Origin of the sequence: Pseudobutyrivibrio sp. JW11 (genome assembly GCF_900115355.1) — a bacterium.
Lineage (GTDB): Bacteria > Bacillota > Clostridia > Lachnospirales > Lachnospiraceae > Pseudobutyrivibrio > Pseudobutyrivibrio ruminis.
This window is the reverse complement of sequence record NZ_FOWB01000002.1, coordinates 46457-61210: the sequence shown is the minus strand read 5'-3', so window position 1 is coordinate 61210 and position 14754 is coordinate 46457. Positions and strand designations below refer to the sequence as shown.

Here is a 14754-nt window from a genome sequence, read left to right as displayed (position 1 = left end):
CTAATCCTCCATACTTGCCTGTTGTTTCTGTAACTGTCTGTCTCTATAAGAATAGACACATCCGCAGTAATCCTGCCTATACATGTCGTATTCCTTTGAAAGCTCAGTGCTTCGCTTATACCCTTCCCTCTTTTTAAAATCACTTGGAAGCCAAGGTATCTCAAGCTCTTCGGCGATTTTCATACCGATTTCATTAAGCACCTGGGAATCTTTCATTGGTGATATTGTAAGCGTTGTTGTGAAAAAGTCAAAGCCTTTTTCTTTTGCAACCATCGCAGTACGTCTCAAACGAAGATCATAACACTTGTGGCATCTAGCACCTTTTTCCGGCTCATTTTCAAGGCCTTTGGCGATTTCGTAGAAGCTATCCTTGTCGTAATCACCCTCAATAAAAGCAACTGGATGCTTAGTAGGAAACTCGTTGATAAAACGCTGTTGCTCCTTTACACGATGATAATACTCTTCATCTGGATAAATGTTTGGGTTGTAGTAAAAGACAGTAACATTGAAATACTGTGAAAGATACTCAATGCAGTAGCTACTACAAGGCCCACAACAGCTATGTAACAATAAAGAAGGCACTTGGCCTTCTTTTTCTAAGTTCTCTATTAATTTATCTAGCTTATTTTGATAATTTTGACGAATCATAACTTGACCAAATATATAAAAAAACAATTGCAAATATATAAACACATGCCATAAGGATCATGAAAGGTACCTGAGATGCCATGATGCCGCAGACAATCTGAGCAATGATGACAAGTCCATGAATCCAAATAGGAATTTTATTGAGGCAAGCAGCAAGAGCAGCCTCCAAAATAACCATCACGCAAGCTACTACCACGTTGATTTTGAAAGCAACGATTGAAACTACAATAGCAACAATTGCGAATATTCCAAGGGCTATAAGTGTAATTAAAGGAAGATTTTCTTTTGAGAAGAACTCCTTAATGTTAAATGCAGGTAAATTTTTCTTTTTAGTTTCCATTTTAAATCCCCACTAATAATAAATTTTGGTACATGTGTCATTATAATAAAACATATTGATTTTCTCAACATTTTAATTGAGTTTTTAATTGATTTTTTCCAACCGTTATATTACACTTAATCTCGCATGGATTAAGGCTATATAGGCTTTTTTCATAAGCTCCGATAGCTCAGTTGGTAGAGCACCTCACTCGTAATGAGGGGGTCGTCAGTTCGAGTCTGATTCGGAGCTTTTATTTTACCTACACTACTATGGGTAAAGTAAATGTTATGAATGTATAAGGAGGATGATTAATTGGAATTTATTCAATTCGATCACGTATCAAAAAGCTACGGTAAGCAGCTGGTTCTTGATGAGCTAGACCTCTATGTTAAAGAGAACTCTTTCGTTACTCTTTTAGGTCCATCTGGCTGCGGTAAAACAACCACTCTTCGTCTATTAGGTGGTTTTGAAAAGCCTGATTCAGGCAAAATCTATTTAAATGGTAATGATATCACTGCACTTCCAGCAAACCTTCGTCCAATCAACACGGTTTTCCAGAAGTACGCACTCTTCCCTCATATGACTATTGAGGAAAACATTGCCTTCGGATTGAAAATCCAAAAGAAATCAAAAGAATATATCGACGACAAAATCAAGTATGCATTAAAGCTTGTTAACCTTGATGGATTTGAAAATCGTTCAATTGATTCTCTTTCTGGTGGTCAGCAACAACGTATTGCCATTGCACGAGCTATCGTTAACGAACCAAAGGTTCTTCTATTAGATGAGCCACTTGGTGCTCTCGATTTAAAACTCCGTCAAAGCATGCAATATGAGCTTATGAAGATTAAACAGGAGCTTGGTATCACATTCATATATGTAACACACGACCAGGAAGAAGCCCTTACAATGTCAGATACAATTGTTGTTATGAACCAGGGCTACATCCAGCAGATTGGTACTCCAGAAGATATCTACAACGAGCCAGAAAACGCATTCGTTGCCGACTTCATCGGAGAAAGTAATATTATAGAAGGAATCATGATCAAGGATGAGCTTGTTTCATTCCTTGGAGTCCAGGTTCCTTGCGTTGATAAGGGATTCGGAACAATGAAGCCTGTCGATGTTGTAATCCGTCCAGAGGATGTTGAGCTTGGCAAGCCAGGCGAAGGATTCATGGATGGCGTCATCACAGATTGTCTCTTCAAGGGCGTTCACTACGAATTAGATGTACAGTGTGGCCAGTACGAATGGTTAGTTCACACTACAAAATACTTTGAAGTTGGCCAGCATGTTTCATTAAATGTTATTCCATTCAACATTCAAATCATGAACAAGCCTGAGTCTGAGGATGAGGAGGTACTTAAGGAGGATGATTAATAAGCTACGCACTAGCTTTCTCGCCATGCCTTATGCAATATGGGTGTTGATTTGCACCATCCTTCCTTTGTTTTACATCCTTGGCTATGCCATCACAAATGGCGATGGAGGCTTAACTATTCATAACCTTACTGCTATAGCAGATCCAGTCCACTTAAAGTCACTTGGTCTGTCTATTCAGGTTGCGTTTATCACTACCGTGATTTGTCTCATTATGGCATATCCAGTAGCTTTGATACTTCACAACCTGAAAATCACTAATAAAGGATTCATCGTATTTTTGTTTATTCTTCCAATGTGGATGAATTTCATGCTTCGTATTCTTGCATGGCAAAACATCCTTTCAAACAACGGAATTCTAAACAGCATACTTACAGCACTTGGGCTTCCAACAGTCCACATCCTTTATACAAAGGCCGCAGTTATCCTTGGTATGGTATATGATTTCTTGCCATACATGATTTTGCCAATTTACAACTCACTTTCAAAAATCAGTGACGATGTAATCGAAGCAGCTGCCGACCTTGGTTCAAACTGGTTAAACACATTTATCAAAATCACAGTCCCTCTCTCACGAGACGGAATTATATCTGGAATCATTATGGTATTCGTACCTGCCCTCTCATCTTTCGTTGTTTCCAACTTACTTGGTGGAGGAAAGGTATTATTAATCGGAAATGTTATTGAGCAGGAATTCACTCTAGCTAGAAACTGGAACTTAGGATCAGGATTATCAATCATCCTTATGCTATTCGTCCTTGCTTCAATGAGCATCATGAACAAGCTTGATGATTCCGAGAATGGAGGTATGCTTCTATGAAAAAAATCAAAAAAGGCGCCTCTACTCTATACTTAGCATTAATATTTTTATTCTTATATGCACCAATACTTGTTCTCATAGTTTTATCATTTAATAATTCTATGTCGCGAACAGTATGGGGAGGATTTACCATTCAATGGTACCTTAATCTTCCTTCCAACGACACTATCATGGATGCTTTGTTTACTACACTTAGAATCACACTTTCTTCCAGCATCCTTGCTACTGTCCTTGGTACATCAGCAGCCATCGGTATCAACCGAATGAAAAAGCGTCATGCAGCTATTATGCTTGGAGCTACCAACATACCTCTTTTAAATGCAGATATCGTTACAGGTATTTCACTTATGCTTCTGTTTACACGATTCTCATCACTTGGAGAGTTTTCAGTTGTACTTGCTCATATAGCATTTTCAGTTCCATACGTTATTTTCAACGTTTTGCCAAAGCTTCAATCTATGTCTGATGCCTGCTACGAAGCAGCTATGGACTTAGGAGCCACACCTTGGTATGCATTTTGTAAAGTAATTTGGCCAGAAATCTTCCCTGGAGTGCTTTCAGGATTTTTGATGGCATTTACAATGTCACTTGATGATTTCACAATCACATACTTCACAAAGGGAGCCGGAGTCAACACCCTTTCAACTATGCTTTACACAGAGCTTAGAAAAGGTATTCAGCCAGAGCTTTACGCCCTTTCAACTCTCCTCTTCCTTTTGGCATTCATTATGCTTATAGCAACAAACTTTAAAGGTTCTAAAAAGGAGGTATCAGCTAAACGATGAAGAAAAAGCTTATTATTATCTGTAGCCTCCTGTGTCTCACTTTTACAAGTTGCTTTTCATTTACAGCTTGTGGCAATGATGCAGCCAGCGATGACACATTAGTTGTTTTAAATTACGGTAAATACATTGAGGCTGATGTTTTGAAGCGTTTCCAGAAGGAAACAGGAATCACTGTTAAATACGAAGAGTACGAATCAGTTGAGGATATGTACGCTAAATACAAGGCCGGATCAATCAATTACGATGTAATCTGCACTTCCGATTACATGATCGAAACACTTCGTAAAGAAGGCGAGCTTATCCCAATCGATTACAACTCTCTTCAATACTACGAAAACATTGACCCAACCATCGTCGAAGCATCAGAAGCTTTCGACCCAACTCACAAATACACTGTCCCTTACTTCTATGGTACGGTAGGTATTCTTTACAACACTGAAAAGGTTGATGAAGAAACAGTTAGCAGTTGGAATTGTCTTTGGGACCCAGCATACAAAAACCAAATCGTTATGATTAACTCACAACGTGATGCATTTATGGTTCCACTTAAGCTTCTTCAGTACAACATCAACACCACTAGCAAGGCTGAGCTTGACGAAGCATTCGATATGCTTTGCAAAGAAAAGCAATATGTTTACGCTTATCTAATGGATGAGACATACGAATGTATGGTTTCAGAAGATGCTGCAATGGCTGTATGCTACTCTGGTGAAGCTGCTATGGGTATGGAATACAATGACAAGCTTGCTTATACTGTTCCAAAAGAAGGTGGCAACCTTTGGATTGATTCATGGTTTGTTCCACGTACCTGCAAGCACTATGATGCAGCAATGAAATGGATTGATTTCATGTGTGAGGAAGAGGCAGCCACTGAAAACTTTGAATATGTTTGGTATGCTACCCCAAATCTCACAGTAGCCGCCAACGAAGACGCTGAAACACTTGCAGATGAAACAGTATTCCCTACTAAGGAAACTCTCGCTCGCTGTGATTTATACAACGCCTACGATGACGAAACATTAGACTACACTACTACTCTTTGGAAAAAGCTTAAGGCATATTAGATTATGCAAATAGCGTTGTTCTCTAAAGAATAATAATACAAACTGTCAGATAGAATATCTCCTTCAGGAACTTCATTTTGATTAACCATCGAAATCATTTCCTTTAGGTCATCGATTCCTATCTGGCAGTTTTTCATTTCTCTATAAATCAAAACCTCATGGACTGAACAAGGTATGATGAATATATTTGAATTCATCTTTTCAGCAATATCCTTAATCACATCCTTATATAAAATTGCAGATGCACCATATGTCCCCAAGCGATTAGATAACACCTGGAGTGGAATAAATCCATCCTCTATTGCGGCAGCATCATACATATCTTCTGCTCCAGTAATTTCTGCAATGGTCGAAAAAATACCCTGATATTTAAGCCCTAAAATACGCTGAGTATTAATACTTGCATTGTTCATCAAATCAGTAACGCTAAGTCCAAGCATAAGCATATGCTCATTATTTAGCATGAACCCCTTAAACTGCTCCTCATTGTCACTTGGGAATAAATAATAAAACACAATAGCCAAGTCCAAATATTCCACATGCGGTACAGTTTCTAAAAGCTCCTGATTTTTTTCCTTGTTCATGAGCTTATATATAATACGAGTTTTAGCCTCCTCAATGTCCTTAAACATAAGGGCAAAATCAATTCGATCAATATTAATTTTTTCAGTAATCATAATTAAATGATATAAAAAGTATTGGGATTTATATAAAGAAAAAATGATCCGCATGTTTCCATGCGGATACTAATATATCAAGATTCATTTTTAAAATCAAGCTTTATTTTTATAGCTGTTTGCCAACTCTTTCATTTCCCTGGCGTTTGTAAGCACAGCCTCTGTAATAGCGCTACCACCAAGCATTCTAGCAAGCTCTTCGATAGTGTCGTTGTCATAGAGCTTTTTAATACCGGAAATGGTATGGCCCTGCTCGACGTTCTTTTCAATGAGGAAATGCGTATCTGCCATTGCGGCAATCTGTGGCAAATGAGTGATACAAATAACCTGATGCTTGTCTGCTACAGTAGAAAGCTTCTCAGAAACAGCCTGGGCTGTTCTACCTGAAATACCCGCATCAATCTCATCGAAAATAAGAGTATCGATTCCGCCGCCTGAAGCAAGAACAGTCTTGATTGCAAGCATGATACGGCTCATTTCACCGCCTGAAGCAATATCCTTAAGTGGACGAAGTGGCTCACCTGGGTTTGTGCAAATCATAAACTCACCACTATCAAAACCATCAGCTGTGTAGTGATCAAGCTTTTTAAGATGCATTTCGAATTCGGAATTGAGGAAGTTTAAATCGCTCATGGCTTCCTGCATCTTTTTAGAAAGCTCTGCTGCGCTCTTTCTGCGGATATCAGAAAGCTTCTGACAAAGGTCATCAAGCTCCTTTGTAGCAACATCAACCTTGTGCTTTAATTCTGCCAGGTATTCATCAAAGGATTCAAACTTCGCTTTCTTTTCCTGACGAGCAGCAAGCTCCTCTAATACAGCCTCGATTGTAGTACCGTATTTGTCTTTGAGTCTGTTGATTTCATTGAGACGAAGCTCCACCTCGTTGAATCTGCCAGCATCAAAGGATGCATCAGACATGTAGCTTGAAAGCTCTCTGTTGAAATCCGAAATAATGCTATCTGCATCATTGAGCATTGAAAGAAATTCTGATGCTCTATCATCAATTCCTTCTATATATCGTATATCCGATATTGCAGAACTAATAGCATCTGATACACCGCCATCTCCTGCCATAGCTTCATGAGCTCTGCCAAAATATTCCATAGTGCGGCTAAAGTTTGAAAGACGCTTATACTCATCCTCAAGCTCTTCATCCTCACCAATTTTTAAATTAGCAGATTCGATTTCATTTATCTCATGCTCCAAAAGAACAATTTCTCTTTCCTTTGAAACATCACTCTGCTTTGCTTCCTCAAGCTCCGCAGTAAGTGCTTTATAATTCTTGTAAGATTCAGCGATTTTATCTTTTAAATCGCCAATTTCATTTTTAGCAAATTCATCTAAAAGCTCCATATGGCGCTTTGTGTTAAGAAGTGACTGATGTTCCTTCTGTCCGTAGATATCGAGTAACAACGCCCCAACTTCTTTCATCTTTGCAGCTGGAACCTGTTCACCATTAATCTTTCCAACGGCGCGAGATTCAGTGATTCTTCTAGACATAATCACCTCATCATCGTATGGCTCCACGCCCATTTCTCTCAGAGCTTCCTTTGTGCTTTCATCATTGATAAGGTACACAGCTTCCACAAATGCCTCAGAATCAGCATCACGAAGGAAATCCTTTGATGCCTTGTCTCCAAGACTTAAATGAAGTGCTCCCAAAATGATAGATTTACCTGCTCCGGTTTCTCCCGATAAGATATTAAGCCCCTTAGAAAAAATAATCTCCTCTTCATCAATAAGGGCTAAGTTTTTAACGTGCAAACTAGCTAGCATTTAATTCTCCTTTTCTATGCCCGCGTTTCTGTGTAAAAGGATCCTTGCACCAACCTTTTATTTCTCGATGATTCGTTTTAGTTTCCCCATTAAAACGACAGTATCATCAATGCTTCTGACAGCGCACATAATAGTATCATCACCGGCAATTGAGCCAACTATTTCTGCAAAATCCATATGGTCTAAGGCAGCCGCAACAGCCATAGCCATACCTGAAACAGTCTTGACAACTAAAATATTCTGGGCGTTGTCCATTGAAACAAAACCATCCAAGAAAATACGAATGTACTTCTCATTCATATCGTCCTCGGTAGTTTTGTATGCTACGTAACGAAGCTTGCCAGCTGCATCAGCAACCTTTGTCAGCTTCATTTCGCGTATATCTCTGGAAACTGTAGCCTGTGTGGCGTTAAATCCAGCTTCCTCAAGGCGAGCTGTAAGCTCCTCCTGAGTTCCTATTTCATTTTTTACTATTAACTCTAGTATCTTTGCCTGTCTTTCAATCTTCATTTAAATCTCCTGCATCCTAGCTCGAATACGTTCCAAGAAATTGACGTTTTCTAACATAACCATGTTGGATGTAATCTTTGAACGATGGATTTTTAAAACTTCACCCTTTTTGAGGATTTGTCTAAGTGTTCCATCGTAAATAATGTTTGCTTTTGGATCGTCCTCTTCGTGACGAGCCTCTATACTAACTTCAACCTCATCATTTGAGGCCAAAATAATGCTACGGGAATTAAGTGTATGAGGGTTAATAGGAGTCAAAACAATACAATCTGCATGAGGACTAACAATAGGACCGTTAGCAGAAAGATTGTAAGCAGTTGAACCTGTAGGTGTGGAAACAATAAGACCATCACAATTGTGGGAATACAACTGAATTCCGTTGACCTTGACTGTCAGGTTTAAAACAAAAAGCCCAGCAGCATCAGATGCAACTACAATATCATTAAGAGCTCTAAAACAATTGTCTGCATCGCTAGAACAATCTCCTTCAAGCATCATTCTCTCATCTATCTTATAATTGTCGCTAAGTAATTGATCTAAGCAGTGCTCAACATTATCAACTGTCATATCGCAAAGATAGCCCAGGTGACCGCAATTAAGACCAACGATAGGCACCTTGCGATTTGTAACATTCTGAGCAACCCTAACAACAGTTCCATCACCACCAACAGTAATGATGCACTCAATATTGTCATCAACTGTTACCTGTGTTTCAGAGCTATCCGGGCAAGTGTCTAAATCGAGAATGCACATTCCACCATGTGCCGAAATATAATCACGAATAATGTTAATATATTTTTCATGTAAATCACTAAAAGATCTTGCAACAATTAAGAAATTCTTCATTATTTGTCTAAGCTACCATGTGCAGCTGCTACTGTTGCAGCAACATCAATAGCATCCCCCTGTTTTTCCTGTGTTGATATATGAATGAGGTATTCTATGTTTCCTTCTGGTCCTTTAATTGGGGAATATTCCAAATGGAGAACATAAAAACCAATTTCTTTTACAAAATCAATAATTGTATTAATAACTTCTTCGTGAACAGCTGGATCACGGACAACGCCCTTCTTTCCAACCTTTTCACGTCCAGCTTCAAACTGTGGCTTAATAAGACAAACCATTTCAGCATCATCCTTAAGAAGTGCCTTTGCTGGACCAAGTACCTTTGTAAGACTGATAAATGATACATCAACTGAAGCGAAATCAAGCTGCTCGCCGATGTCCTCTACAGTGACATATCTGATGTTTGTCTTTTCCATGCAGACAACTCTAGGATCCTGACGAAGCTTCCAAGCAAACTGTCCGTATCCAACGTCTACAGAAAATACCTTTGTAGCTCCATTCTGAAGCATACAATCAGTAAAACCACCAGTAGATGCGCCGATATCCATGCATACCTTTCCATCTAAGGAAATATCAAAGTGAGTCATAGCCTTTTCAAGCTTAAGACCACCACGGCTAACGTATTTCAGCTGCTGTCCGTGGATTTCGATATCTGCATCTACATCTATTTTAGTGCCTGCTTTGTCCTCTCTGTTTCCTTTAACGAAAACATTGCCTTCCATAATCATGGTCTTGGCTTTTTCACGAGAAGGAGCAAACCCTCTATCTACTAATACTATATCAAGTCTTTCTTTCATATTACTTTCCTAATTTTTCTAATATACGCTGTGTAATGGACTCTGCATCCATGCCAAGCTCTTTAAACAGAAGTGTAACACTTCCATGTCTAACAAACTCATCTGGAACTGCTATTTTAAGGACCTGACCATTATAGCCTTTGTCATCAAGATAAGCCTGAACCTGCTGGCCAAATCCTCCGGTAATAACATTTTCCTCTAATGTAACGATTAAATCGTATTCATTTTTGATTTTATCCAGATATGCCTGATCAAGCGGCTTTGCAAATCTAGCGTTGCAGATACCTGCATCAATTCCATGAGCCTTAAGGAGCTCTTCCACTTCCTCAGCCTTCTTTACCATGGAACCAAGAGCAAATAGCATTACCTTTGACCCAGCCTTTATCTCCTCGGATTTGCCAAGGACGATTTCAGCTCTATGCTCCTTTAATCCGCAGTATGCCTCGCCTCTAGGGTATCTGATGGCGATTGGGCCATCATAAGCCACTGCAAATTTCATCATATCTGAAAGCTCCCATTTATTCTTTGGAGCCATCACTGTCATGTTTGGCATAGATGTAAGGAATGAAACATCGAATATACCCTGATGTGTGCTTCCATCTGCGCCAACAAGACCTGCTCTATCAATTGCAAAAATCACATGAAGATTTTGTAAGCAAACATCCTCAAGGATTTGGTCGTATGCACGCTGTAAGAATGATGAATATACGGCAAAAACAGGAATGCGACCGCCCAGTGCCAATCCGGCAGCAAATGTAACTGCATGCTCCTCAGCGATTCCAACATCGAAGAATCTGTCTGGGAACATATTTCTGAAACGCTTTAATCCAGCCCCCTCTGCCATAGCTGCTGTAATAGCAACAACTTCTGGGTTGCGATCTCCCATCTTACGCATTACAGTTGAGAAAACATCTGTGTATCCAGGGTTTGGATTGCGCATTGGAAGTCCTGTCTCGATTTCAAATATATCTGTACCGTGGAATCTGGATGGATGACGCTCTGCTGGCTCGTAACCATTACCCTTTTTAGTAATGACGTGAACAAGCACAGGTCCATTGATACCCATGGCCATATTGAATGTCTCCATCATGGCTTTAATATCGTGGCCATCAACCGGGCCAAGATACATAATTCCTAAATCCTCAAAAACCATATTAGGAACCATAAGAGACTTAATACCATTTTTAGTGCTACGAATCTTTCTAATAATGCGCTCACCATTAGGCCAGCTTTCCAAAGATGATAACACGTTGTTTTTCAAGCCAACGTATTTTGAGCTGGTACGAAGACGCTCAAGATTGGTAGACATGCCACCTACGTTTTTAGAGATGGACATTTCATTATCATTAAGTACGATAAGGAAATTAGACTTCTTTAAACGAGAAGCATTGTTCAATGCCTCGTAAGCAAGGCCACCTGTAAGAGCTCCATCACCGATAACTGCGCAAACCTTATAGTCATCTCCCGCTAAATCCCTTGCCATGCAATAGCCTAAAGCTGCAGACAAAGATGTAGAACTGTGACCTGTATCAAAACTGTCGCAAGGACTTTCTACTCTTTTAGGGAAGCCACTGATTCCATCGTACTGACGAAGATGATCAAATTCATTTGCTCTACCAGTAAGAATCTTGTGAGTGTATGCCTGATGACCTACGTCCCAAACAAGCTTGTCCTTTGGAAAATCAAGAAGCATATGAAGAGCAATTGTAAGCTCAACAGTTCCAAGATTGGAAGCCAAATGACCACCAGTCTTTGATAGATGCTCAATAAGAAAGCTTCGTATTTCTGCAGGAAGAGCTAAAACTTCTTCCTCTGTTAAATTCTTTATATCATTAGGTTGCTTTATTTTTTCAAGAACCATAATCTATTTTAATTGTCTCTGTAGACAAGGTATTTAAGTAGCTCATTTAAAAACTCGTTGTGATTATCTAAGCTATTAAGTTCTTCAACTGCCTCGTCTGTAAGACGCTTTACCTCTTCCTTGGATTTTTCTATACCTGCAAATGTAACGTAGGTACATTTTTCGTTTTTCTCGTCTGAGCCAATTGGCTTGCCAAGCTTTGCTTCATCTCCTTCGATATCAAGGATATCATCCTGAATCTGGAAGGCCATGCCGATTTTGCCTGCCACGCTCTCAACAAGAGAAACCTGTTCTTCACTGGCGCCAGCCAAAACCGCACCTATCATCATAGATGCTTCAATCAACGCACCAGTCTTTAGCTCGTAGATGAAATGAAGCCTGTCCTCTGTCATGTCTAGCTGCTTCTTTTCAGCCTCCACATCTACAACCTGGCCACCAATCATGCCAAATACTCCGGCTTTTCTGGCTAGAATGCGCATTGCCTCTGTGACGCGAACCACATCAACATCTGCATCGTAAGCATTTAATGCAGTCTCGAAGGCGTAGTTCAAAAGAGCATCTCCTGCAAGTACGCCCATTGCCTCACCGTATGCTACATGCACAGTAGGCTTGCCACGGCGAAGTGCGTCATTGTCCATTGCTGGTAAATCGTCGTGAATCAACGAATATGTGTGAATCATTTCGATGGCAGCCATAAATGGCTCAATCACATCGCCAGTGCCACCGAAAAGCTGAAATGTCTCGTTCATAAGGATTGGACGAAGGCGTTTACCGCCTGCTGTAACCCCGTATTCCATTGCATCAAATATGATGCCCAGTAATCCCTCTACATCCGGCAAAAATCTGCAAACAACATCCTGTGCAGACTCTGCTCTTACGCTAAGTTCGTTTTTAATGTCCATTTTACTCAACCCCTTCAAACACCTCAAAGCCGCCATCTTTACTGATTGCCATGACAGCTTTTTTAGTCTGTTCTATTTTTGAATTAGCTTTTTGAAGCTCTTCCATTCCGCTTTTGTACAAAGCAAAGGATTCATCCAAAGTGACATCTGATGATTCCATCTTTGTGATTATCTCATCGAGAGCCTGAAAGCTTTCTTCGATTATTGTCTCTTTTGTTTCTTTTTCTGCCATACGTGCTCCTATTTATCCTTTGAAATGCTGGTGATTTGGCTCTCCAGCATACCATCCTTTACTCTGATACTAAGGCTATCTCCAACGGAAAGATTTGATACGCTATCAACCTTTTTTCCATCAGGACCCGTAACATAACCGAAACCAGAAGCCAATCGCTTGGCTGGTGAAAGGCCATCTAAACGGCCTGAAGCTGCAATCAAACGACTTTCGTAGCGCTCTATTTTGGCGTTCATCAAGCTGTTGAGTCTGTCGTAGAGATGATTCAGCTTGTCCTGATTTGCTTTTATTTTGTTCTCTGGTCTGAGAGATTGTAATCGTAGTTTGTAGTTCTCAAGCTGAGAAGTGATTGATGAAAGCTTGTAATCCAATGTGCTGTTGAGCCTATCGGAATATCGCTCTACTGTTCTGGCAAAATCCTCGTAAACAAAATTAGCCAGCTCTGCTGCTTGAGAAGGTGTAGCTGCTCTTTTATCTGCAACAAAATCTGCAATTGTGAAATCTGTTTCGTGGCCAACGGCAGATATGATTGGTGTGTTGGCCTTGAAAATAGCTCGTGCTACCGGCTCCTCGTTGAAAGCCCAAAGGTCTTCGATGGAACCACCACCACGACCTAGGATGATAACATCCAGATTTAACTCATCCAGGCAATTGATTCCGGAAATGATGGAAGGCACTGCCCCCTCACCCTGAACCTGAGCTGGATAAAGAATCAATTCTACAAAAGGATTTCGTGTCTTAGATACTCGGATGATATCGTGAACAGCCGCTCCTGTAGGAGCTGTGATGATACCGATTCTCATAGCGTGGCTTGGAAGTGGCTTTTTGTACATTGCATCAAACATACCGCTTTCTTCAAGCTCCTGCTTTAACGCCTCAAAACGCTGATATAAATCGCCCACACCAGCCAGCTCTATCTCGTTTGCATACACTTGATATCTGCCGGCAGCCGCATAGATTCCAACATATCCAGTGACCACAATCTGGTCTCCGTCCTTCATGTTGAACTTCAACCCTTTTGCTCGCTTGCCAGCAAACATTACACAAGAAATAGATGATTTATCATCCTTCAAAGTAAAATATATGTGCCCTGTATGATTGTACTTGCAATTAGAAACCTCCCCTGATAAGGAAAGGTTTCCAAGCATAAAATCATCAGAAAACATACGCTCAATATATGTATTTATCTGAGATACACTATATACATTTTTATTCATTATACTAATTTAGCAAGTGCTCCATTAACGAATCCAGCAGAAGAATCTGTGCCGAATTCATCAGCAAGTGAAACTGCCTCATTGATAGCAACACCAACAGGAAGGTTTTCGAATTTGATTTCGTATAAAGCAAGTCTGATAAGTGTTAAATCAACCTTTGCCATACGTGTAGTCTTCCAACCATCAACAGACTTGTTAATAAGCTCGTCGATTTCTGGAAGCTTAGCAATGATATCCTCAGCCTTTGTCTTGATATACTCTTCATCCTCAGCTGTCTTGTTGTTCTTAGCAAGATCCTCTGCCTCTGCATTGTCACGGCCGCCAAGGAATGTGCTGATTACGCTATCCATATCCTCTGCATCATGAAACTCATTCATAAATACAGCCTTAAATACTTCTTTTCTAATTTCATGTCTATTCATAAATAAAAACTCCTGAAAATCTAATAGTTTAGACTAATATAGGGTGCTACTCGAGATAGCACCCCATAATTATACATTAATATGCATAAAAAATAAATAAATCCTGATTAATTGTTTCCTGCTACGCTAACAGTTGCGATGCGGATATCTACAGCTGTAACTTCAAGACCTGTCATAGTCTCAACTGCTGATTTAACCTTTTCCTGAACCATGCCTGAAACCTTTGGGATTTCGTAGCCATACTTCATATTGATAGCCATGTGTACTGAGATTTTGCCTGGCTCGCTATCTACTACTCTGATAGCCTTTGCAAGCTTTCCCTGACCAGCCTTTGAAATAGTTTCAGATGTAAGGTTGCCTGCAAGTGACTCAACACCATCAACCTCAACTGCACCAAGGCCAGCGATAATTCCAACAACCTCTTCAGAGATGTTTACACCGCCATCGCCATTAATATTTATAACAAAATTCTTGTTCTCTGCCATATCTGCCTCC

Annotated in this window: 17 protein-coding genes and 1 tRNA gene; 5 read left to right on the top strand and 13 right to left on the bottom strand. The window is 40.0% G+C overall.

Annotation, left to right across the window (positions count from 1 at the left end):
- Positions 1-648, bottom strand: coding sequence for an epoxyqueuosine reductase QueH (locus tag BM102_RS02515; protein ID WP_044934782.1), 648 nt, complete (start codon positions 646-648; stop codon positions 1-3).
- Positions 623-988 (bottom strand): hypothetical protein, encoded by a 366-nt coding sequence (locus BM102_RS02510; RefSeq protein WP_090393850.1) that lies wholly within the window; start codon positions 986-988, stop codon positions 623-625. The genes BM102_RS02515 and BM102_RS02510 overlap by 26 nt, the downstream gene beginning before the upstream one ends.
- A 158-nt stretch (positions 989-1146) precedes the next feature.
- Here BM102_RS02510 and BM102_RS02505 point away from each other — a divergent pair.
- The 5 genes from BM102_RS02505 to BM102_RS02485 all read left to right on the top strand — a co-directional run bounded on the left by BM102_RS02505 (position 1147) and on the right by BM102_RS02485 (position 5019).
- Positions 1147-1219 (top strand) — tRNA-Thr (locus BM102_RS02505).
- Between the two features lie 63 nt (positions 1220-1282).
- Entirely contained in the window at positions 1283-2350 is a 1068-nt protein-coding gene (locus tag BM102_RS02500) for an ABC transporter ATP-binding protein (protein WP_090393849.1), read from the top strand.
- Positions 2343-3170, top strand: a complete 828-nt coding sequence (locus BM102_RS02495; RefSeq protein ID WP_044934788.1) for an ABC transporter permease — start codon at positions 2343-2345, stop codon at positions 3168-3170. The genes BM102_RS02500 and BM102_RS02495 overlap by 8 nt, the downstream gene beginning before the upstream one ends.
- On the top strand, positions 3167-3955 hold the full coding sequence (locus BM102_RS02490; RefSeq protein ID WP_044934793.1) for an ABC transporter permease: 789 nt from the start codon (positions 3167-3169) through the stop codon (positions 3953-3955). The genes BM102_RS02495 and BM102_RS02490 overlap by 4 nt, the downstream gene beginning before the upstream one ends.
- Positions 3952-5019, top strand: a complete 1068-nt coding sequence (locus BM102_RS02485) for an ABC transporter substrate-binding protein (protein ID WP_090478641.1) — start codon at positions 3952-3954, stop codon at positions 5017-5019. The genes BM102_RS02490 and BM102_RS02485 overlap by 4 nt, the downstream gene beginning before the upstream one ends.
- Here the strand turns inward: BM102_RS02485 and BM102_RS02480 are convergent.
- From BM102_RS02480 to BM102_RS02430, 11 genes are all read right to left on the bottom strand, one after another.
- Positions 5016-5651: a DUF5688 family protein gene (locus BM102_RS02480; RefSeq protein ID WP_143085453.1), complete on the bottom strand. Its 636-nt coding sequence runs from the start codon at positions 5649-5651 to the stop codon at positions 5016-5018. The two genes, BM102_RS02485 and BM102_RS02480, sit on opposite strands and share 4 nt — an antisense overlap.
- A gap of 141 nt (positions 5652-5792) precedes the next feature.
- Positions 5793-7472, bottom strand: coding sequence for a DNA repair protein RecN (gene recN, locus BM102_RS02475; RefSeq protein ID WP_090478639.1), 1680 nt, complete (start codon positions 7470-7472; stop codon positions 5793-5795).
- 57 nt (positions 7473-7529) lie between these two features.
- Positions 7530-7982, bottom strand: a complete 453-nt coding sequence (gene argR, locus BM102_RS02470; RefSeq protein ID WP_044934804.1) for an arginine repressor — start codon at positions 7980-7982, stop codon at positions 7530-7532.
- Positions 7983-8828 (bottom strand): NAD(+)/NADH kinase, encoded by an 846-nt coding sequence (locus BM102_RS02465; protein ID WP_090478636.1) that lies wholly within the window; start codon positions 8826-8828, stop codon positions 7983-7985.
- Complete coding sequence (locus BM102_RS02460) at positions 8828-9625, bottom strand: TlyA family RNA methyltransferase (protein WP_033154266.1); 798 nt, start codon at positions 9623-9625, stop codon at positions 8828-8830. The genes BM102_RS02465 and BM102_RS02460 overlap by 1 nt, the downstream gene beginning before the upstream one ends.
- Position 9626: 1 nt before the next feature.
- Positions 9627-11486, bottom strand: coding sequence for a 1-deoxy-D-xylulose-5-phosphate synthase (gene dxs, locus BM102_RS02455; RefSeq protein WP_090478633.1), 1860 nt, complete (start codon positions 11484-11486; stop codon positions 9627-9629).
- 8 nt (positions 11487-11494) lie between these two features.
- Positions 11495-12388, bottom strand: coding sequence for a polyprenyl synthetase family protein (locus tag BM102_RS02450; protein WP_090478632.1), 894 nt, complete (start codon positions 12386-12388; stop codon positions 11495-11497).
- Between the two features lies 1 nt (position 12389).
- On the bottom strand, positions 12390-12620 hold the full coding sequence (gene xseB, locus BM102_RS02445) for an exodeoxyribonuclease VII small subunit (protein WP_090478628.1): 231 nt from the start codon (positions 12618-12620) through the stop codon (positions 12390-12392).
- A gap of 8 nt (positions 12621-12628) precedes the next feature.
- Positions 12629-13837 carry an exodeoxyribonuclease VII large subunit gene (gene xseA, locus BM102_RS02440; protein WP_090478626.1) on the bottom strand — a complete coding sequence of 403 codons (1209 nt, stop codon included), beginning with the start codon at positions 13835-13837 and terminating at the stop codon, positions 12629-12631.
- Entirely contained in the window at positions 13837-14259 is a 423-nt protein-coding gene (gene nusB, locus BM102_RS02435) for a transcription antitermination factor NusB (RefSeq protein ID WP_090478623.1), read from the bottom strand. Before nusB ends, xseA begins: the two co-directional genes overlap by 1 nt.
- A 107-nt stretch (positions 14260-14366) precedes the next feature.
- Positions 14367-14744 carry an Asp23/Gls24 family envelope stress response protein gene (locus BM102_RS02430; protein ID WP_044934828.1) on the bottom strand — a complete coding sequence of 126 codons (378 nt, stop codon included), beginning with the start codon at positions 14742-14744 and terminating at the stop codon, positions 14367-14369.
- Positions 14745-14754 lie beyond the last annotated feature (10 nt).